This is a genomic window from Streptomyces sp. NBC_00122 (genome assembly GCF_045160845.1).
Taxonomy (GTDB): domain Bacteria; phylum Actinomycetota; class Actinomycetes; order Streptomycetales; family Streptomycetaceae; genus Streptomyces.
The window spans coordinates 270,907-289,488 of the sequence record NZ_CP108191.1; the positions used below are offsets into that span (position 1 = coordinate 270,907).

Genomic DNA, 18,582 nt, shown 5'->3' on the forward strand with positions numbered 1-18,582 from the left:
TTGCGGATAATTCTGATCCCGATCGGCGTACACTCATGCCGGTGAATATCGAATCGGCGCAGGGGTCACAAGTAACTATCCGGACAGTCACGGCGGAAGACCAGGAAAGATATGTCGAACTGGTACGGATGAGTGCCGACCTCCATCACCCGTGGGTCGCCATGCCAGGCACGCCGAGTGGATTCTCGGCCTATCTGGCGAGAACCGGTGGGGAGACCACCGTCGGCTTGGTGGTCTGCCTCAATGACCGGGCCGACCTGGTCGGGACGATCACCATCAGCGGCATCGTTCGAGACCCCTACCACCGTGGCGTGCTCGGCTACGCCGCTTTCCTGCCCTACACGGGCCGGGGCTACATGTCCGAGGGCGTCGCGCTCGCGGTGCGTTACGCCTTCGACCAGTTGGGGCTCCACCGCGTGGAGGCCGACGTCCAGCCGGGCAATACCGCGTCGCTGAATCTCGTCCGGCGGCTCGGGTTCCGGAAGGAGGGCGTCTCACCCGGCTTCATCAAGATCGACGGAGTCTGGCGCGACCACGAACGCTGGGCCATCACGGCGGAGATGGAGCTTCCCCCGGTTTGGTCGCAGTGACTCCGCCGCACGCCGGGGAACGAAGGGAGCGCGCTTCATTGGATCGTGAACCCGCCATGGATGTCGCGGGTCATGACCACGTTCTTGGCCTGGCCTTGGAACGAGTTGGCGGCGCCCCCGTTCGTCACCTGGCTCCACAGGGCCTGGCACTCCTGCCGGAACGCGGGGTCGCGCGTGAACTCCTCGTCCAGGGCCGCCGAGAGCTGCTCCTGGGACTCCGCATCGGTCGGAATGTCGATCGGACGGCCGGCGAAGCGCTCCCTGATCCTCCGGGCGAGGGCCGGAAGGGCGGCCCCGGCGGACTCACCCGCTCCGGTGGCGACACCGGCGGCGAGGGCTGCGGCGATGGCGAGGGACAAAGGATCCATTCGAGTCCTCCACGGTGAGGGTGGCCCGTCCATCATGAGGCCGAGGCCCTACGGAAGCCAGAGGGCCCCCTCCCGCGCGAACTCCCCCTGCATCGCCTTTGCTTCGCCCCCGCATCGCCGGGGGCGGGAGAGGGAAGGGCCGCCGGACGGCCGGCGGGGTCAGCGGCGGACGCGGGGCATGCCGAGGCCGATCCACGAGATGATCTCGCGCTGGATCTCGTTGTTGCCGCCGCCGAAGGTGAAGATGACGGCGCTGCGGTAGCCGCGTTCGAGCTCGCCGTGCAGGACCGCTCCGGCGGAGCCGTCCTTGAGGGAGCCGGCCGCGCCGACGACTTCCATGAGCCAGGCGTACGCGTCGCGGCGCGCCTCGGAGCCGTAGACCTTGACCGCTGAGGCGTCCTGGGGGGTGAGGGTGCCGGACTGGACGGCGTTCACCATCTGCCAGTTGAGCAGCTTCATCGCGTCGAGGCGGGCGTGGGTGCGGGCGAGGCGGCCGCGGACCCAGGACAGGTCGATCACCCGGCGGCCGTCGGCGAGTTTCGTCCCGGCGGCCCAGCGCTGGACGTCGTGCAGGGCGCGGATGGCCATGGTGCCGTGGGCGGCGAGGGTCACGCGCTCGTGGTTGAGCTGATTGGTGATCAGGCGCCAGCCCTTGTTCTCCTGGCCGACGCGGCGGGTGGCGGGGACGCGGATGTTCTCGTAGTAGCTGGCGGTGGTGTCGTGCGAGGCCAGGGTGTTGATGAGGGTGCAGGAGTAGCCGGGGTCGGAGGTCGGCACGAGGAGCATGGTGATGCCCTTGTGCGCCGGGGCGTCCGGGTCGGTGCGGACGGCGAGCCAGACCCAGTCGGCGGTGTCGCCGTTGGTGGTCCAGATCTTCTGCCCGTTGACGACGTAGGTGCCGGTCTCCTCGTCGCCCTCGCGGACTGCCTTGCACTTGAGCGCGGCGAGGTCGGTGCCCGCGTCGGGCTCGCTGTAGCCGATGGCGAAGTCGATCTCGCCGGCGAGGATCCTGGGGAGGAAGTACGCCTTCTGCTCGTCGGTGCCGAACTGCATGATGGTCGGCCCGACGGTGTTGAGCGCCATCAGCGGCAGGGGGACGACGGCCTGCGCGGCCTCGTCGAAGAAGATGAACTGGTCCATCGGGGACATCCCGCGGCCGCCGTACTCCTTCGGCCAGCCGACCCCGAGCCAGCCGTCGGAGCCGAGCCGGCGGATGGTCTCCCGGTAGAACCGCTTCTGCGCCGCCGGGTCCTCGTAGCGGGCGTAGACGTCCTCAGGGATCAGCCGGGCGAAGTAGGCACGCAGCTCGGCGCGCAACTGCTGCTGCTCGGGCGTGTATTCGAGGTGCACGGCCCCTCCGGGATTCTCACGGTCCGTCGTCGCTGGCGGAGGGCAGACTAGAACCTGTTACAAGAATCCGGAAGGGTCGGCGGGCTAGGGTTTCGGCATGAACGCGCAGACGGTGACGGCGGGCAGCGAGATCGTGGTCGAACTCCCCGGCTTCACGAGCTACTACAAGGGGACCCCGACCCCGTTCCGGCTGCGACGGCGCGAGCACGACGGGGCGTGGCTGTACGAGTTGGGCTCGCCGGTCGCCGCGGTGGAGGCGCTCGCGGGGGTGGCGCGCGAGGAGGACATACGGGCCTTCGCGCACGGGATCCTCGAGGTGCTGGCGGTGGGCGGCGGGGAGCCGGACTTCCCCCTGTACGACGACGGCTACGCGGAGACGATCGTGACGGTCGGGTACGGGCCCGAGCTGTACCTGTGCGTGGAGGCCGTCTTCAGCCTCGCGGCGGACCGGGTGGGGACCTCACCGAGCGGCGAGCCTTTGTACTCCAACCCCTTCGGCGGGTCCCACGTGTACCTGGGCGAGATCTCACCGGCCGAGCCCGAGGTCCTGACCGCGCTGGCCCGGGAGTTGCTGGCCGCGCTCGACGGCTGACCTGCCCGGACGGGCCGGGCAGGCAGGCGCGCAGGCCGGTGACCGCGATCACCGGAAGAAGATCACCGACCGCAGCTTCAGGCGCTCCGAGCCGCGGCCGGTGTACGGGCGCAAGTCGAACTCGTCACCCGTGCAGTCGGGGTTGGTGAAGACCCGCGCGAGGGCGTCGGTCCGGTTGCGCGGCGAGAAGGCCGGCTCGGAGGAGTTGGGGTCGGCGGCCTCGGGGATGACCATGCACTCGTGACCCTCCGGGTCGAAGAGGAATGCCCGCTGCGGCTCCCCGCTCAGGCCGATGTAGGAGTACTCGAATTCACCGGTCGCGGCAGTGGCCGAGCCGGGCACGGCGACGAGCAGCGTGAGGGCACTGACTGCGGCCACGGCGGCGGTACGAAGACGCATGGGGGCTTCCCTTTCGGTTTCGGAAGGTGACGCCAACCACGCTAGCGCTCACCCAGCGTGACCAAACGATTCGTCCGCACCACCGAAAAGGGGGGTTTGGCACCGGATCGCCCAGGGGAGCAGGCGACCTGCCCCCGAGGCTGCGAGCGCGCTACGCGTACAGCTCGATGACGTCGAAGCAGACGAGGTCGCGCTCCGCGTCGAGGAGGAACTCGCCCGAGGAGGAGGTGAACAGGTCCGAGCCGGGCCTGTTCATCAGGGTGTCGAAGGCCTCGCTCCGCTGCCACGCGGCGCCGGCGGGCACGTACGGCTTCAGACGGCCCGGAAGGTCCTTCGGCTCCGCGGCCGCGAAGGAGTAGTCGGGGTTGCGCAGGATGCCCGCCACCTGGCCGGTCCCGAGGCGGGCGACTCCGACCAGCCGGATCCGGGAGTCCGGGCTGGGGATGTAGCGGTCGCCGCCGGCGGACGCGTCCACGTCGTAGCCCTGCCAGTGCGCCTCGGTGAGCTCGCCCGCCGCATGGAACCGCAGCTTCAGCGGCTCCAGATCGGTACGGACCCGGCGCGGGTCCGGCTCGTCGGACGACAGCGCGGACCCCACCCCGACCCCGGCGCCCGCCAGCAGCAGCGAGCCGCCCAGGATCAGCAGGAACCGGCGTCTGCTGGTGCGGCCGCGCTGCGACTCCATCGTGTCCCCCCGGTGCCCGTCAGTTCAGGGCGCTGATCATAGCCTCGGCCGTCGCCGCCATCGCCGTGCGGGCGGCCGTCAGATAGGGCCTGGGGTCCGCCGCGGTGAGGTGGGTGCGGATGGCCCCGGTCATCGCCACGTTCAGCGCGGTGCCGATGTTGACCTTGCGGATGCCGCCCGCGACGGCCGCCGCGAGCTCCGTGTCCGGCAGCCCGGAGGAACCGTGCAGGACGAGCGGCACGTCGACCGTCTTGGCCAGCCGGGCCAGCAGCGCGTGGTCCAGGGAGGCGGTCCGGCTGGTCATGGCGTGGCTGCTGCCGATGGCGACGGCCAGCGCGTCGACCCCGGAGTCGGCGACGAACCGGTGCGCCTCGTCCGGGTCGGTACGGGCGCCGGGCGCGTGCGGATCCAGTGGCGCCGCCCCGTTCTTGCCGCCGACCTCGCCCAGCTCCGCTTCGATCCAGAGGCCGTTGACGTGTGCCCAGTCCGCGGCCGAACGGGTCGCCTCCAGGTTCTCGGCGTACGGGAGGTGCGCGGCGTCGTACATGACGGAGCTGAATCCCGCGTCGCCGGCCTGGCGCAGCAGTTCGGAGCTCTTGACGTGGTCGAGGTGCAGGCCGACCGGGACCCCCGCGGCCTCGGCGCAGGCGGCGGCCGCGCGGGAGATGGGCAGCAGCTGCCCGCCGCGGAACTTCACGGCGTTCTCGCTCAGTTGGAGGATGACCGGCAGTCCGGCCGCCTCGGCTCCGGCGACGACGGCTTCGGCGTGCTCCAGGGTGATGATGTTGAAGGCGGCGACGGCGCGGCCCGCGCCGGCCGCCTCCCGGACGAGCGTGCCCGCGGGGACGAGGCTCATCGGACCGCCTCCTCTCCGGTGGTGAGGATCACCGAGCGGGTGAGGTGGCGCGGCGTGTCCGGATCCAGCTGCTGGTGGGCGGCGACGGCGAGGGCCAGGCGGTGCACCCGGACCAGCTCGGCGAGCGGGTCGAGCCGCCCGGCCACCCACTGGGCGCCGGTGGCGCGCACCTGGTCGGCGAGGCCGTCGGGGGCCTCGTCGAGGGACCAGGTGACGGTGCCCGGGCCGGAGACGCTGATGGGCCCGTGCCGGTACTCCATCGCCGGGTAGGACTCGGCCCAGGACAGGGAAGCCTCGCGCATCTTCAGCGCCGCCTCGTTCGCGAGGCCGATGCTCCAGCCGCGGCCGAGGAAGGTGAACTGCCCCCGGCTCTCCAGCTCGGCGGGCAGCGGCTCGGCCAGCGCCGTGCGCGCGTCGGCGACGACGCCCGCGGTGTGCAGCCCGGCGTGGGCGCGCAGCAGGGTGAGGGCGGTGGTGGCGAAGCGGGTCTGGACGACGGACCGCTCGTCGGCGAAGTCGAGGACGACGAGCTCGTCGGCGAGGGTCATCACCGGGGTGGCCGGATCTCCGATGACGGCGGTCGTGGGCACGCCCGCGTCCCGCAGCCCGGCCAGCAGGTCCAGCACCTCGGTGGTGGTCCCGGACCGGGTGAGGGCGACGACCCGGTCGTAGCGGCGGTGGCTCGGGAACTCCGAGGCGGGGAAGGCGTCGGTCTCCCCCTGGCCGGCCTCCTCGCGCAACGCGGCGGCCGCCTGGGCCATGTAGTAGGAGGTCCCGCACCCGACGATCGCGGTACGCTCCCCCGGCTGCGGCAGCACCGCCCGCCGGGCCGGGGCCAGTTCGGCGGCCCGCTCCCAGCATCCGGGCTGCGTGCCCAACTCGTGCGCGACGTGACTCATGCAGGCTCCCTCATGCGGCAGACGGGTCTGAATGCGTGTTCTTGCAAGGTAGCTGGCTATTTCGCGCAACTTCAAGCATCTACGGGTGGATCGCCTGAGTTAATGTCGGCGTGTAGGCCAATGGAGAGCGAAGGGGGCGGCCGATGACCCGCAAGGAGCGCTGGCAGACGCTGCTGGATCTGCTGGTGGAGCGGGGCGAGCTGGAGGTGGAGCCGGCCGCCGAGATCCTCGGCGTGTCCGCCGCGACCATCCGCCGCGACCTCGATCAGCTGGCCGAGCAGCAGCTGCTGGTCCGCACCCGCGGCGGGGCGGTGATGCACGGGGTCAGCTACGAACTCCCCCTGCGCTACCGCACCTCGCGCCGGGCGGCCGAGAAGCACCGCATCAGCGAGGCCGTGGCCTCCCTGATCACCCCGGGCGAGGTCATCGGCCTGACGGGCGGCACCACGACCACCGAGGTGGCGCGGGCCCTGGCCGGGCGCCCGGACCTGGCTTCAGGCTCCCCGGCGCTGACCGTGGTGACCAACGCCCTCAACATCGCGGGCGAGTTGGTGATCCGGCCGCAGTTCAAAATCGTGCTGACCGGCGGGGTGGCCCGCCCGCAGTCGTACGAGCTGACGGGCCCGCTCGCCGAGCAGGTCCTCGGGCAGCTCGCGGTGGACACGGCGGTGCTCGGCGTGGACGGCTTCGATCCGGCGGACGGCGCCGCGACCCGGCACGAGGACGAGGCCTCGGTGAACCGCCTGCTGTGCGAGCGGGCCCGCCGGGTGGTGATCGCGGCCGACTCCAGCAAGCTGGGCGTGCGCGCCTTCGCCCGTATCTGCGCGACCTCGTCGGTGGACGTGCTGGTGACGGACACCGGCCTGACGGCTGCGGTCGCACAGGAGTTCGCGGCGGCGGGCGTGGAGGTCGTGCGGGTATGAGCGACTCGACGAGCGGCGCGACGGGGGTCGATCCCCTGCGCCTCACCGTCCTCGGCAGCGCGACGCCGTATCCGCTGGCGGACAACCCCTGTTCCGGCTACCTGGTGTCCGGCGGCGGCACGCGGATCTGGATGGACGCCGGCAGCGGGACGCTGGGACCGCTGCAGCGGTACGTCGGGCTGGGCGAGCTGGACGCGGTCTGGATCTCGCATCTGCACGCCGACCACAGCGCGGACCTCCTCACGGCGTACTACGGCCTGCTCTTCGCCGACGTCGAACGCGCGGCGCCGCTGCTGCTGTTCGGCCCGCCGGGCATCGCCGACCGGCTGGCCGGGTTCCTCACCAACGGGGCGGAGCGCAGCCCGGTGGAGTCCGCGTTCGCCGTGCACGAGCTGTCCGACGGGCACCGGGTGCGGGTGGGCGCGCTCACCCTCACCAGCCGGGCCGTGGCCCACGGCGTGCCCGCCTTCGCGGTGCGCGTCGAGGCCGGCGGCCACTCGTTGGTCTACTCCGGGGACACGGCGCCCTGCCCCGCGCTGACGGCCCTCGCCGGGGGGTGCGACGTACTGCTCTGCGAGGCCGAGAGCGTGCGCCGCCCGGCGCCGGACGAAGCCGAGCACCTCCACCACACGCCGGAGGAGGCCGGGCGGACGGCGGCGGCCGCGCGCGCCGGTCGGCTGGTCGTCACCCACGTGGGCCGCGGCCTCGGCCCGGACGAGGCGGTGGCCCGCGCCTCGGCGCACTACGGCGGACCCGTCGACCACGCCGCCCCCGGGGCCGTGTTCCCGGTCGGCTGACCGGGAAGGCTCCGGAGTTCGGGCACCGGCGTTCGGGCCCCCGCCCCCACTCCCACTCCCACTCCCGCTCCGCCGTTCAGTGCGTCGGCAGCCGCTCCGATTCCCGGACCAGGGCGGCCAGGACGGGGGCGACCAGGGGGTGGGTCTCGCCGCCGCGGCGGGTGGCGGCGAAGACCCGGCGGGTGGCGGCCGGGCCGGCGACCGGGCGGACCTGGACCTCCTTGAGATCCATGCCCCGCAGCGCCGAGCGCGGTACGAGGGCCACCCCGGCCCCCGCGCCCACCAGCGCCGTCACCGCCCGGAAGTCGTCGGAGGAGTGGACGAACCGGGGCTGGAACCCGGCCAGTTCGCACGCCAGCAGCGTCACGTCGTGGCACGGGTTGCCGGGGTACTGGCCCACCCAGTCCGAGTCGGACAGGTCTGCCAGCGATACCGCGGGCAGGTCGGCGAGCGGGTGCCCCGAGGGAAGCACCGCGTCGAAGGGCTCCGCGTACAGCGGCAGGACAGACAGCCGGGCGTCGTCCGCGCCCGGCCCGCCCCGGTACTCGACCGCCAGGGCGACGTCCGCCTCGCCGTCGAGCAGCAGCGGCAGGCTCTGGTCGCCCTCCGCGTCCCGTACCCGCAGCCGGATCCCCGGGTGGTCCAGCGCGAGCCGGGCGATGGCCGGGGCCAGCACCTCGGCGATGCCGGTGGCGAAGGCGGCCACCGTGACCTCGCCGGCCGAGCCGCCCGCGTAGGCCGCGAGCTCGGCCTCCGCACGCTCCAGCTGGGCCAGCACCTCGTGGGCGTGGCCGAGCAGGATCTCACCGGCCGCCGTGAGCCGCACGCCCCGGCCGCTGCGGGTGAGCAGCGCGTGGCCCGTCTCCTGTTCCAGCGCCGCGAGCTGCTGGGAGACGGCCGAGGGGGTGAGGTACAGGGCTGCGGCCGCGGCGGTCACCGTACGGTGGTCCGCCACGGCCCGCAGGATGCGCAGCCGGCGGGGGTCGATCACCCCGCCATTGTCTCAGGATGCAGAGGCCCCTCAGGCCCCCGTGGTCCCGAGCGCCGCACGGGCGTCGACGAACGCCGCCACCGCGCGCTCCACGTCGGCCGTCGAGTGGGCCGCCGAGAGCTGCACGCGGATGCGCGCCGCGCCCATCGGCACCACGGGGTAGGAGAAGCCGATCACGTACACGCCGCGCTCCAGCAGCAGCTCCGCCATCCTGGCCGCCTGGGCCGCGTCGCCGATCATCACCGGGGCGATGGCGTGGTCGCCGGGCAGGATCTCGAAACCGGCCTCGGTCATCTTCGTACGGAAGAGCGCGGTGTTGGCGGCGAGGTGCTCGCGCAGGTCGCCGGCCGACTCCAGCAGGTCGAGGACCTTGAGGGAGGCCGCCGCGATGACCGGGGCGAGGGAGTTGGAGAAGAGGTACGGGCGCGAGCGCTGGCGCAGCAGCTCGACGATCTCGGCGCGCGCCGCGACGTAGCCGCCGGAGGCGCCGCCGAGGGCCTTGCCGAGGGTGCCGGTGATGATGTCGACGCGGTCCATGACCCCGTGCAGTTCGGGGGTGCCGCGGCCACCGGGGCCGACGAAGCCGACCGCGTGCGAGTCGTCGACCATGACCATGGCGTCGTAGCGCTCGGCCAGGTCACAGATGTCCGCGAGGGGGGCGACGTAGCCGTCCATCGAGAAGACGCCGTCGGTGACGATCAGCTTGCGGCGGGCACCGCCCTCGGTGGCCTCCTTGAGCCGGGTCTCCAGCTCCGCCATGTCGCGGTTGGCGTAGCGGAAGCGGCGGGCCTTGGAGAGGCGGATGCCGTCGATGATCGAGGCGTGGTTGAGGGCGTCGGAGATGACCGCGTCCTCGGCGCCGAGGAGGGTCTCGAAGACGCCGCCGTTGGCGTCGAAGCAGGAGGAGTAGAGGATCGTGTCCTCCTGGCCGAGGAAGGCCGACAGGCGCGCCTCCAGCTCCTTGTGCACCTCCTGCGTGCCGCAGATGAAGCGGACGGAGGCCATGCCGTAGCCCCAGCGGTCCAGCGCGTCCTTCGCCGCGGCGACGACCTCGGGGTGGTCGGCCAGCCCCAGGTAGTTGTTGGCGCAGAAGTTGAGCACCTCGCCGACAGCGTTGCGGGCGCCGCCCGCGGTGACGGCGACGGCCGCGCTCTGCGGGGTGCCGATGACGCGCTCGGGCTTGTGCAGGCCGGCGGCGCGGATCTCGTCGAGGGTGGCGCGCAGGTCCTCGCGGACGGACTCGAACATGGTGCGGTTCTCCTTGTGCGGTGTGCCGTCCGGCGGAGCGGAGGCAGACGGGAGGGGCCGGACCCCGCGGAGGGGGAGGGTGTGCGGGGCCCGGCCGGAGGGAGATGGTCCAGGAAGTGGCGGGCGGCGGTTACGCCGTCCAGTCCAGGATGATCTTGCCGCTGCGGGCGGTCGAGGCCTCGTCGAACGCCGCTTCGAAGTCGCGGTGCGAGTAGCGGCCGGTGATGACCGGGCTGAGGTCGAGCCCGCCCTCCAGCAGCACCGTCATCGCGTACCAGGTCTCGAACATCTCGCGGCCGTAGATGCCCTTGATCGTGATCATCGAGGTGACGACCTTGGCCCAGTCCACCGGGAACTCCTGCGCGGGCAGGCCCAGCATGGCGATCCGGCCGCCGTGCGTCATGTTGTCGATCATGTCGCGCATCGCCTCGGCGCGGCCGGACATCTCCAGGCCGATGTCGAAGCCCTCGCGCAGACCGAGCTGCGCCTGCGCCGCGGCGATGGAGGACTCGGCGACGTTCACCGCGAGCGTGGCGCCGGCCTTGCGGGCGATCTCCAGCCGCTCGGGGCTGACGTCGGTGATGACCACGTTGCGGGCGCCCGCGTGCCGGGCCACGGCCGCCGCCATGATGCCGATCGGGCCGGCGCCGGTGATCAGTACGTCCTCGCCGACCAGCGGGAAGGACAGCGCGGTGTGCACGGCGTTGCCGAACGGGTCGAAGATCGCCGCGACGTCCAGGTCCACGGCGGTCCGGTGCACCCACACGTTCTGCGCGGGCAGGACCACGTACTCGGCGAAGGCGCCGTCGCGGCCGACACCGAGCCCGATCGTGCTGCGGCACAGGTGGCGGCGCCCGGCCAGGCAGTTGCGGCACTTGCCGCACACCAGGTGTCCCTCGCCGCTGACCAGCGCGCCGATCTCGATGTCGCGGACGTCCGCGCCGAGGGCGGCGACCTCGCCGACGAACTCGTGGCCGAGGACCAGCGGGGTCTTGACGGCGCCCTGCGCCCAGCCGTCCCAGGCGCGGATGTGCAGGTCGGTTCCGCAGATGCCGGTGCGCAGCACCTTGATCAGCACGTCGCCGGCGCCGTACTCGGGCTCGGGGACGTCCATGAGCCACAGCCCGGGCTCGGCCTTGTGCTTGACGAGTGCCTTCATGGGGTGGCTCCAGGCATGCGGAAGGGAGCGCCGCGAGCGCGGGGGCGCGGGCGGCGTCGGTGAACGGAACCAATCTGCCGAGGGGCACGGTGATCAGTCCATCGAGACTTTCTTAAGCGGGCCGACAGCCCAGCTTCACGCCTATGCTCCTCACGTGACGGGGTGGGGGCTGGCGACGGCCAGGGGAAAAGGGGAGGTGAGGGGCGTGCCGAGTCTGCGCAGCAGGGCACTGTCGGTGGCGCTGATCGCGGCGGGACGGCGAAGACGGTTCGCGAGTGCGGAGGCGGTGAGGAGCCGGGTGGCCCAGTCCGCCCGACGGCCCGCTTCCCATCTGCCGCCGCGCCGTCTGGGCCGGATCGCGGACGTCTCGCGGACCTTCGTCGGGGCGTGGCCGGTGTACGACGTCTCCCCGCGCGGGACCGAGCCGGTGGCCCAGGTGCTGTACGTGCACGGCGGCGCCTACGTGGGCGAGCTGGTCCGCCCGCACTGGGCGATGGTGCGGACCCTGGTCACACAGGCGCGGGCGCGTGTCGTCGTACCCGCCTACATCCTGGCCCCGCGCGGGACGGCCGACCGGACGGTCCCGGTCGCCGCCGACCTGCTCAGCGGTCTCATCGAGAGCGGCGGCCCGGGCGGGACGGTGCTCATCGGCGACTCCGCAGGCGCCGGGCTGGCGCTGGCCGCCGCCCAGCGGCTGCGCGAACGCACCGGGGCGCGCCCCTCCCGGATCGTGCTGATCTCGCCGTGGCTGGACGTGACCATGAGCCATCCGGACCAGGCGGGCATCGAGGCGGCCGATCCGGTGCTGGGGCTCCCGGGGCTGCGGGAGGCCGGGCGCCTCTACGCCGGGACCCTGGCCGCCGACGATCCCCGGGTGAGCCCGCTGCACGGGTCCTTCGAGGGGCTGGCGCCGCTGACGGTGTTCACCGGGACCCGGGACGTGCTGACCACGGACAGCAGGGAACTGGTGCGCCGGGCGCGCGCGGCCGGGGTGGAGGTGGAGTTCCACGAGGAGGCGGGGCTGCCGCACGGCTACCCGCTGCTGCCGCTGCCGGAGGGGCGGGCGGCGCGCGACCGGATCGTCGAGCTGATCCGGTCGGCGGCGGCGGAGCTGTGACACCGGACCTACGCCACGCAGGTCATCAGCGAGCTGATCGGCCAGGCGCGGTACGCCGTCCAGTACGCCTCGTCGCGTAGGTGATCGGCGGGCGGGGTGCGGTTCGGCTGCCAGCCGACCGTACTGAAGCCCGCCTCGACGGCGGCTTCGGCGAGGTCGGCGTGGGACCACTCGCGGAATTCGAAGGGCAAGGGCGGGTCGGTCAGCAGGTGCGCCTTCAGCAGCGGCGCGTCGCCGCTCACCACCCGGTCGAGGATGCGGACCCCGTACGGCGACCAGTCCACGTGCGGGAACGCCCCGGCGTTGGGCACGATGGCGAGCAGCCGTCCGCCCGCGCGCAGGCTTGCGCGGACCGACCGGAACACCGCGTGCAGTTCCAGACGGTCGGGCGTGTGGTGGAAGGGGTAGAGGGCGGTGGCGAGGTCGAAGGGGCCGAGGCCCTTCAGGCCGGCGGCGTCGGCGACGAGGTACTCGATGTTCTCGGTGGCGGGCCGGTCCTTCGCCGCCTCGTGCTCGCGGGCCAGCGTGATCATCTCTTCCGAGATGTCCACGCCGACGGTGCGCCGGGCGCCGCCGCGGGCGAGCAGCCGGGTGTTGAAGCCGTACCCGCAGGCGAGGTCGAGGGCGTCGAGCCCGCGTACCCCGCCGAGCGCGTCGATGGCTCCGTGCAGGGTGTAGGTGTCGGCCGCCGAGAAGGCCGCGGTGGTCCTTGACTCCGCGTAGCGCTCGCCGATGGTGTCGTACTGGAACCGCATGCTCTGCCTTCCGGTGGCCTGCCGGTGGGGTGGGTGGGGCGGACGGGACGGGTGGGACGCGTGCGTATCGTGCCCCGCGACGCGTCCGGGGCACGGGCCGTACACCCGGCCGTCCCCCGGACGAGGGATGCGGTCGGCCTATCGCCGCCCGGCCGGGTCATCGCGTACGGGGCTCACCGCCTCGGCCCGCCCGCCGGTCGGCAGCAGTTCGCGGATACAGGTACGCAGCCAGGCGTGCGCCGGGTCCGCGTCGTGGCGCGGGTGCCAGGCCATGCCGAAGGTCAGCTCCGGCAGGTCGAGCGGGATCTCGAAGGTCTCCAGGCCCAGCGCGGCGGCGAGCGGTACGACCTGGGTGGTGAGCAGTCCGACGAGGTCGCTCTCGCGCAGGACGAACAGGGAGGCGGGAAAGGTGCCCACGCTGCCCACCACTCGCCGGGACAGGCCCTGTTCGGCCAGGGCGGCGTCCACCGGGCCCTGCAGGCGGCCGCGCCGGGAGGCGATCAGGTGCTCGGCGGCGGCGAACCGGCGCGCGGTGACCCGGCCGCGGAGCAGCGGGTGGCCGCGCCGGACCACGGCCAGCATCCGCTCGTCGGAGAAGTGCTCGACGCGCACTTCGGGGGAACGCGTGTCGATGACGCCGAGTTCCAGGTCGGCGACGCCCTCGCGCAGCGCCGGGACGTCCACGTGGCTCTCCCCCAGGAAGCGCAGCCGCACCCCCGGCGCCTCGCTCCTCACCCGGGTGAGGAGGGTGGCTCCGTGAACGGCGGTGAAGGCGTCGTTCGTCAGCACGGTGAAGGTGCGGGCGAGGGTGGACAGGTCCACCTGCCCGCCGGTGAGGAAGAGGGCTCTGGCCCGTTCCACGACGGCCCTGACCTCGCCCTGGACGGCGAGGGCGTGCGGGGTGGGCACCATGGTCCGCCCGGCCCGGACCAGGACGGGATCGCCCAGGGCCTTGCGGATCCGGCCGAGGGTGCGGCTCATCGCGGGCTCGGAGAGGTGCAGACGGGCCGCCGCGCGGGACACGCTCGACTCCTCCAGGAGGACGTCCAGAGCGGCGAGGAGATTGAGGTCCAGACCGGACCCCGTCCCGGATTGCGTCACACGCATTCATCCCTTGCAGAACTTGCACTGGAAAGCAGGTCACCTCGACTCTACGGTGAAGCGGAGGCCTCGGCCCCATCCCCCTTGCCACCGACTCCCAGGAGGAGCCGTGCTCCGCCATGCCCGCACGCGGGATCCCGTCGTACCGCCCGCGCCCGCCGCGACCGTCCTCACCCGGCCCGCCCTGCTCGTCCTGTGCGCCTGCGTACTGGTCGCCCAGGGCATGGTCGCCGCCGTCAACCTGCTCATCCCGCAGCTCGCCGCGTCGACGCTGCGTCCGAGCCCCGGCGAGCTGCTGTGGGCGGTCGACGCCTACGTCATCGTCTTCGCCGCGCTGCTGATCCCGGCCGGGGCCCTCGGCGACCGGTACGGGCGCAAGGGCGCCCTGCTCGCCGGGCTCGGGCTGTTCGCCGCGGGCGGGGCCCTCAGCGCGCTCGCGCAGGCCCCGGCCGTGCTGATCGCCGGCCGTGGCCTGTGCGGGGCCGGCGCGGCCCTGATCATGCCCGCCACCATGTCCGTCCTGATCCACCTGAGCCCGCCCGAGCGGCGCGGCCGGGCGCTGGCCACCTGGACGCTGTCCGCGGGCCTCGGGGGCCTGGCGGGCAATGTCGGCGGCGGCCTGGCCGGGGAGTTCCTGACCTGGCGGGCCCTGTTCTGGGCCGTCGTCCCGCTCGGCGCGCTGCTCGCGCTCGCGGTCGCCCGTACGGTCCCGCGTACGCCCTCGCGACCCGACGCGGCCGTCGACCCCGCCGGCGCGGCGCTGCTCGCGGCGGCGCTGCTCGCGGTGGTCTACGGAATCATCGAGGGGCCCGCGTACGGCTGGGCCTCGGTGCGCGTGCTGACCGCCTTCGGCGCCGGCGCGGGCCTCCTCGCGGCCTTCACCGGCCATGCCCTGCGCGCCGCCCGCCCGCTGCTCGACCCGCGGATCTTCGCGTCGCCGAAGCTCCGAGCCGGGGCGCTCGGTATCGCCGCCGCCTTCTTCGGGCTCTTCGCCCTGTTCTTCGTCAACGCCCAGTACCTCCAGTACGCGAAGGGCTTCTCCCCCGCCGAGACCGGCCTGGCGATCGTCCCGCTGACCGTCGGCATGGTCCTGGTGCCCCGGTTCGGGGCTCGGCTCCAGGTGGGGGTCCCCCCGGACGGAGTCTGGGGGAGCATCGGGCCCCGGCTGCCGGTCGGCGCCGGGCTCGGCCTGATCGGTGCGGGGCTGCTGCTGGTCTCCACCGTCGACGCGGGCACCCCTTACGCCCTGTACGCGCTCTACCTGCTGGTGCTCTCCGTGGGCACCGGGCTGTGCGCGCCCTCCCTGACCCTGACGGTGGTCGCCGAGCTGCCGCCGCACCAGGCCGGGCTGGGCTCCGGGCTGAACACCGCGGCCCGTGAGATCGGCGCCGCCCTCGGGGTGGCGGTGGTCGGCACGGTGCTGGCCTCCCGGTTCCACGGGAACCCGGCGGATCCGGCGCAGGCCGCCGCCTTCACCGACGCGATGGGGACCGCGCTGCGCACGGTGGCGGTGGCGGTGCTGCTGGCCTCGGCCGCCGTGGTGGCCGGGTACCGGGACACGGGGCGGGGCCGGGCCCGGCGCCGGGGTGCGGGCACCGCCGCCGAGGGCGCATCCTGACCGTGTGACGGCGAGACCGGACAGCGGCGCCCCCGCCCTCGATGCCACGGCCCAGGTGCTCGCCCGGGCCACCGTCGACGCGGTGGCGGCCGTAGGCGGGTACGCGGGCGGGGTGTACGTGCGCTCCGGCGCCGAGGGGCTGCTGCGGATGGCCGTGCTCACGGGGCTCCCGGGGCCGCTGTTCCGGCCCTGGTGGCGGATGCACGTGAACCGGCCCTACCCGGTGGCCGAGGCCTACCGCTCCGGGCAGTCCGTGCACCTTCCCGACGTGGAAACGGCCATGCGCCGCTTTCCCCAGCTGATGGCCGGGCTGCCCTTCCCGTTCGCCTCGCTGTTCGAGCCGGTGACGGCCGGGACCGAGCGGTTCGGAGTCCTGATGGTGCTTCGCGAGCCGACTCCCGGGATCCCGGTCGGGACGGCGGACCGCGAGCGGCTGCGCGAGACCGCGGACCGGCTGGCCCAGGAGCTCGCGGCGCTGACGGCGGCCGGGGCGCCGGTGATCTGGGAAGGCGACCCCCTCCTCGTCCGGCCGCCCGCACCGGCCGGGGGCGGCGCCGCCGAGCCGGGCGCGCGGGAGGCCGTGGACCGGCTCGCGCAGGCCGTGCTGTCCGTGGACCGGCAGGGCACGATCGGCTTCGTCAACACCGCCGCCGAGGACCTGCTCGGCCTCGGCCCGGCGCAGTTGCGCGGACGGGTGCTGTGGGAGGCGCTGCCCTGGCTCAGGCACCCCGCGTACGAGGACCACTTCCGGGCGGTCTTCATGTCCACCGAGCCGGTGCACTTCCCGGCCCGGCGCGGCCGGCAGCCGCCCGGGGAATGGCTGTCGGTGGACCTGTACCCCAGCGCCGACGGGGTCACCGTGACGATCAGTGCCACCGGGAAGCCCGCCTACTCGCCCGCGTCGATGATCCAGCCCGGCACGGAGCTCGACTCGCCCGCCGACCGGGCCGCCGCGCTGTACCGGCCGGTGGCCCTCGCCATCGCGCTGACCGAGGCGGTCACGGCCCGCCAGGTGTCGGCGGTGGTCACCGATGAGCTGCTGCCCGCCTTCGGCGGCCGCCAGCTGGCGATCTACCTGCTCGACGAGCGGCACCTGCACCTCGCCTGGGAGACCGGTTTCCCCAAGGGCTTCCTCAACCGCTTCGACGGGGTCGCGCTCGACGTGCGGCTGCCGGGCGTGGAGACGCTGACCACGGGCCGGCCGCTGTTCTTCGAGTCGATGGAACACCTGGCCGCCGCATATCCGGGCATCCCGCTGGACGCCCATGTCGGCGCCCGCGCCTTCCTCCCGCTGATCGCCTCCGGCCGCCCGGTCGGCTCGTGCATCCTCGGCTTCGACGCGCCCCGCGACTTCAGCCCGGAGGAACGTACGGTGCTGACCGCCCTGGCCGGGCTGATCGCGCAGGCCCTGGCGCGGGCGCGGCGCTACGACAACGAGGCGGCTCTCGCCCGCGGGCTCCAGTCGGCGCTGCTGCCACACCGGCTGCCGCGGAGCGAGCACGTGGACACGGTGGGCCGCTACCTCCCCGGAACCCAGGGCATGGAGGTCGGCGGTGACTGGTACGACGTCATCGAGACCGGCGGCGGACGCCTCGCCCTGATCATCGGGGACGTGCAGGGCCACGGCGTGGCGGCCGCCGCGACGATGGGCCAACTCCGCAGCGCGGTACGGGCCTTCGCCCTCGCCGGCAGTACCCCGGACCAGGTGGTGCGCGGCACGAACCAGTTGCTCAGCGACCTGGACCCGGGCCAGTTCGCCAGCTGCTGCTACGTGGTGCTCGACCCGGCGTCGGGCACCGCCCAGGCCGTCCGGGCCGGTCACCCCCAGCCGCTGCTGCGCCACCCCGACGGACGGACCGAGGTCCTGGACCTGGCGGGCGGGCTCGTGCTCGGCATCGACCCGGAGGCCGCGTATCCGGTGACCGAACTGCGGCTGGCGGTCGGCTCGGTGCTCGCCCTGTACACGGACGGGCTGGTGGAGAAGCCGGGCACCGACATCGATGTCGGGGTGGAGCGGCTGCGGGCGGCCCTGGCCGCGACCGGGCCGGGCCCGCTGACCGAGACGGCCGACCGGCTGATCGCCGAGGCCGGCAGCGACGAAGACCGGCCGGACGACATCGCCCTGCTGCTCGCGTCCCGCACGGGCGGGGCCGCGTGACGACCCGGAGAACGATGCGACTACCCCGCGCCCGCGCCGCCCGCAGGCTGCCCCGGGCTCTCCAGCAAGGCGACCAGGCATTCGGGGCGTTCTTCGACCACGAGATGTCCGGCCTCGGCGACCACGCCCAACTCCGTGCCGAGCGTGCCGCGCACTGCCGTGACGAGCCGCCTGGGCGGTAGGAAGACATCGTGCTCGCCGGTGACGACCAGGCGGGAGACGGACCGCGCGGGCAGGGCCGCGGCGCCCGGCGCCCCGCTGGAGCGCGAGTGCCGGGCAACCAGCGTCATCCAGGTCACCAGGTCCTCACGGGGCTGATGGCCGGGGGCGAGCATGGCACGCAGGAGCCGGGCGCTGTGCGCCGGGGCGGGCCGCAGGAACCAGGCCGCCGAGGCGGCCAGCACCGCGGGGGTCAACCGCAGCCTGGTCAACCCGCCGGGCGAGACCAGGACGAGCCGGCTGATCCTGGACGAGTCGGCGGACAGGGCGATGCCCGCGCCGAAGGAGTGGCCCATCACCACGACCGGCTCGGGCGAGATCTTCTCGATCACCTCGCCCAGCCATGCCCCGTACCAGGACAACCGGCCGCCGGAGAGCGCACGTTCGCCGGAACTGAGACCGGGCTGGCCCGGCACGTCCACCAGCAGGACCCGATGGCCGGCGGCGACCAGGGTCGTGGCCAGCGGCAGGGACGCGGCGGCGTTGAAGTTGGTGCCCGGGACGAACACGACCGTCGTAGGACCGCTTCCGGCGAGGACCACGTGGGTCTGTGCGCCGTTGGCGCTCACCGTCGTACGCTCGTGGGGTACCGCCCATGCGTCGAACTGGTCGAAGCACCAGCGGCGGATGAGCTCCCTGCCCGCCGTACTGCGGTAGATCGATTCCACCGGTCGAGTATCGCGCCCCGCGGTACGCACCGCCGCCCCCTCCGCCTCCTTCGCTGTCAGTGGGACTTGGTAGAACTGCTGTCGCACCG

The 18,582-nt window shown here is 73.4% G+C and carries 19 protein-coding genes; 7 read left to right on the forward strand and 12 right to left on the reverse strand.

Going from position 1 to position 18,582, the window contains the following annotated elements; translation table 11 throughout:
* The first annotated feature begins 41 nt into the window (after window positions 1-41).
* On the forward strand, window positions 42-590 hold the full coding sequence (locus OG737_RS01240) for a GNAT family protein (protein WP_328924251.1): 549 nt from the start codon (window positions 42-44) through the stop codon (window positions 588-590).
* A gap of 35 nt (window positions 591-625) precedes the next feature.
* On the opposite strand, the gene OG737_RS01245 is transcribed toward OG737_RS01240, so the two are convergent.
* Complete coding sequence (locus tag OG737_RS01245) at window positions 626-958, reverse strand: hypothetical protein (protein ID WP_405921099.1); 333 nt, start codon at window positions 956-958, stop codon at window positions 626-628.
* Window positions 959-1,117: 159 nt separating this feature from the next.
* Complete coding sequence (locus OG737_RS01250) at window positions 1,118-2,308, reverse strand: acyl-CoA dehydrogenase family protein (protein ID WP_405921100.1); 1,191 nt, start codon at window positions 2,306-2,308, stop codon at window positions 1,118-1,120.
* 97 nt (window positions 2,309-2,405) lie between these two features.
* Between OG737_RS01250 and OG737_RS01255 the strand changes: the two genes are divergently transcribed.
* Window positions 2,406-2,900 (forward strand): hypothetical protein, encoded by a 495-nt coding sequence (locus OG737_RS01255; protein ID WP_328924254.1) that lies wholly within the window; start codon window positions 2,406-2,408, stop codon window positions 2,898-2,900.
* A gap of 48 nt (window positions 2,901-2,948) precedes the next feature.
* On the opposite strand, the gene OG737_RS01260 is transcribed toward OG737_RS01255, so the two are convergent.
* From OG737_RS01260 to OG737_RS01275, 4 genes are all read right to left on the reverse strand, one after another.
* The gene (locus OG737_RS01260) at window positions 2,949-3,299 is read right to left on the reverse strand and encodes a hypothetical protein (RefSeq protein WP_328924255.1); all 351 of its coding nucleotides are present in this window, start codon (window positions 3,297-3,299) and stop codon (window positions 2,949-2,951) included.
* A gap of 151 nt (window positions 3,300-3,450) precedes the next feature.
* The gene (locus OG737_RS01265) at window positions 3,451-3,984 is read right to left on the reverse strand and encodes a hypothetical protein (protein WP_328924256.1); all 534 of its coding nucleotides are present in this window, start codon (window positions 3,982-3,984) and stop codon (window positions 3,451-3,453) included.
* Between the two features lie 19 nt (window positions 3,985-4,003).
* Complete coding sequence (locus OG737_RS01270) at window positions 4,004-4,840, reverse strand: ketose-bisphosphate aldolase (RefSeq protein ID WP_405680402.1); 837 nt, start codon at window positions 4,838-4,840, stop codon at window positions 4,004-4,006.
* On the reverse strand, window positions 4,837-5,739 hold the full coding sequence (locus OG737_RS01275; protein ID WP_328924258.1) for an SIS domain-containing protein: 903 nt from the start codon (window positions 5,737-5,739) through the stop codon (window positions 4,837-4,839). Before OG737_RS01275 ends, OG737_RS01270 begins: the two co-directional genes overlap by 4 nt.
* A 143-nt stretch (window positions 5,740-5,882) precedes the next feature.
* On the opposite strand from OG737_RS01275, the gene OG737_RS01280 reads away from it, so the two are divergent.
* Window positions 5,883-6,662 carry a DeoR/GlpR family DNA-binding transcription regulator gene (locus tag OG737_RS01280; protein ID WP_328924259.1) on the forward strand — a complete coding sequence of 260 codons (780 nt, stop codon included), beginning with the start codon at window positions 5,883-5,885 and terminating at the stop codon, window positions 6,660-6,662.
* Window positions 6,659-7,459, forward strand: a complete 801-nt coding sequence (locus OG737_RS01285; RefSeq protein ID WP_328924260.1) for an MBL fold metallo-hydrolase — start codon at window positions 6,659-6,661, stop codon at window positions 7,457-7,459. Before OG737_RS01280 ends, OG737_RS01285 begins: the two co-directional genes overlap by 4 nt.
* A 76-nt stretch (window positions 7,460-7,535) precedes the next feature.
* Here OG737_RS01285 and OG737_RS01290 read toward each other — a convergent pair whose 3' ends face one another.
* The 3 genes from OG737_RS01290 to tdh all read right to left on the reverse strand — a co-directional run bounded on the left by OG737_RS01290 (window position 7,536) and on the right by tdh (window position 10,857).
* A complete protein-coding gene (locus OG737_RS01290; RefSeq protein ID WP_328924261.1) occupies window positions 7,536-8,450 on the reverse strand; it encodes a LysR substrate-binding domain-containing protein in 915 nt (304 codons plus the stop codon).
* Window positions 8,451-8,480: 30 nt separating this feature from the next.
* Window positions 8,481-9,698 (reverse strand): glycine C-acetyltransferase, encoded by a 1,218-nt coding sequence (locus OG737_RS01295; protein WP_405680399.1) that lies wholly within the window; start codon window positions 9,696-9,698, stop codon window positions 8,481-8,483.
* Window positions 9,699-9,828: 130 nt separating this feature from the next.
* Window positions 9,829-10,857, reverse strand: a complete 1,029-nt coding sequence (tdh, locus tag OG737_RS01300) for an L-threonine 3-dehydrogenase (RefSeq protein WP_328924263.1) — start codon at window positions 10,855-10,857, stop codon at window positions 9,829-9,831.
* A gap of 205 nt (window positions 10,858-11,062) precedes the next feature.
* On the opposite strand from tdh, the gene OG737_RS01305 reads away from it, so the two are divergent.
* The gene (locus OG737_RS01305; protein ID WP_328924264.1) at window positions 11,063-11,974 is read left to right on the forward strand and encodes an alpha/beta hydrolase; all 912 of its coding nucleotides are present in this window, start codon (window positions 11,063-11,065) and stop codon (window positions 11,972-11,974) included.
* Between the two features lie 8 nt (window positions 11,975-11,982).
* Here the strand turns inward: OG737_RS01305 and OG737_RS01310 are convergent, their stop codons facing one another.
* Together OG737_RS01310 and OG737_RS01315 are read right to left on the reverse strand one after the other, a co-directional pair.
* Window positions 11,983-12,729 (reverse strand): class I SAM-dependent methyltransferase, encoded by a 747-nt coding sequence (locus OG737_RS01310; RefSeq protein WP_328924265.1) that lies wholly within the window; start codon window positions 12,727-12,729, stop codon window positions 11,983-11,985.
* Between the two features lie 138 nt (window positions 12,730-12,867).
* A complete protein-coding gene (locus tag OG737_RS01315) occupies window positions 12,868-13,836 on the reverse strand; it encodes a LysR family transcriptional regulator (RefSeq protein ID WP_405680396.1) in 969 nt (322 codons plus the stop codon).
* A gap of 103 nt (window positions 13,837-13,939) precedes the next feature.
* On the opposite strand from OG737_RS01315, the gene OG737_RS01320 reads away from it, so the two are divergent.
* Together OG737_RS01320 and OG737_RS01325 are read left to right on the forward strand one after the other, a co-directional pair.
* Window positions 13,940-15,448, forward strand: coding sequence for an MFS transporter (locus OG737_RS01320; protein ID WP_328924267.1), 1,509 nt, complete (start codon window positions 13,940-13,942; stop codon window positions 15,446-15,448).
* Window positions 15,449-15,452: 4 nt separating this feature from the next.
* Entirely contained in the window at window positions 15,453-17,606 is a 2,154-nt protein-coding gene (locus OG737_RS01325) for a SpoIIE family protein phosphatase (RefSeq protein ID WP_328924268.1), read from the forward strand.
* Window positions 17,607-17,626: 20 nt separating this feature from the next.
* Here OG737_RS01325 and OG737_RS01330 read toward each other — a convergent pair whose 3' ends face one another.
* On the reverse strand, window positions 17,627-18,493 hold the full coding sequence (locus tag OG737_RS01330; protein WP_328924269.1) for an alpha/beta hydrolase: 867 nt from the start codon (window positions 18,491-18,493) through the stop codon (window positions 17,627-17,629).
* Window positions 18,494-18,582: the final 89 nt, after the last annotated feature.

What these genes read in the sequence shown, in the direction of transcription:
- OG737_RS01245 (WP_405921099.1), bottom strand. Translation starts at nt 958, where the DNA reads ATGGATCCTTTGTCCCTCGCCATCGCCGCAGCCCTCGCCGCCGGTGTC.
- OG737_RS01255 (WP_328924254.1), top strand. Translation starts at nt 2,406, where the DNA reads ATGAACGCGCAGACGGTGACGGCGGGCAGCGAGATCGTGGTCGAACTC.
- OG737_RS01260 (WP_328924255.1), bottom strand. Translation starts at nt 3,299, where the DNA reads ATGCGTCTTCGTACCGCCGCCGTGGCCGCAGTCAGTGCCCTCACGCTG.
- OG737_RS01265 (WP_328924256.1), bottom strand. Translation starts at nt 3,984, where the DNA reads ATGGAGTCGCAGCGCGGCCGCACCAGCAGACGCCGGTTCCTGCTGATC.
- OG737_RS01270 (WP_405680402.1), bottom strand. Translation starts at nt 4,840, where the DNA reads ATGAGCCTCGTCCCCGCGGGCACGCTCGTCCGGGAGGCGGCCGGCGCG.
- OG737_RS01275 (WP_328924258.1), bottom strand. Translation starts at nt 5,739, where the DNA reads ATGAGTCACGTCGCGCACGAGTTGGGCACGCAGCCCGGATGCTGGGAG.
- OG737_RS01280 (WP_328924259.1), top strand. Translation starts at nt 5,883, where the DNA reads ATGACCCGCAAGGAGCGCTGGCAGACGCTGCTGGATCTGCTGGTGGAG.
- OG737_RS01285 (WP_328924260.1), top strand. Translation starts at nt 6,659, where the DNA reads ATGAGCGACTCGACGAGCGGCGCGACGGGGGTCGATCCCCTGCGCCTC.
- OG737_RS01295 (WP_405680399.1), bottom strand. Translation starts at nt 9,698, where the DNA reads ATGTTCGAGTCCGTCCGCGAGGACCTGCGCGCCACCCTCGACGAGATC.
- tdh (WP_328924263.1), bottom strand. Translation starts at nt 10,857, where the DNA reads ATGAAGGCACTCGTCAAGCACAAGGCCGAGCCCGGGCTGTGGCTCATG.
- OG737_RS01310 (WP_328924265.1), bottom strand. Translation starts at nt 12,729, where the DNA reads ATGCGGTTCCAGTACGACACCATCGGCGAGCGCTACGCGGAGTCAAGG.
- OG737_RS01315 (WP_405680396.1), bottom strand. Translation starts at nt 13,836, where the DNA reads ATGCGTGTGACGCAATCCGGGACGGGGTCCGGTCTGGACCTCAATCTC.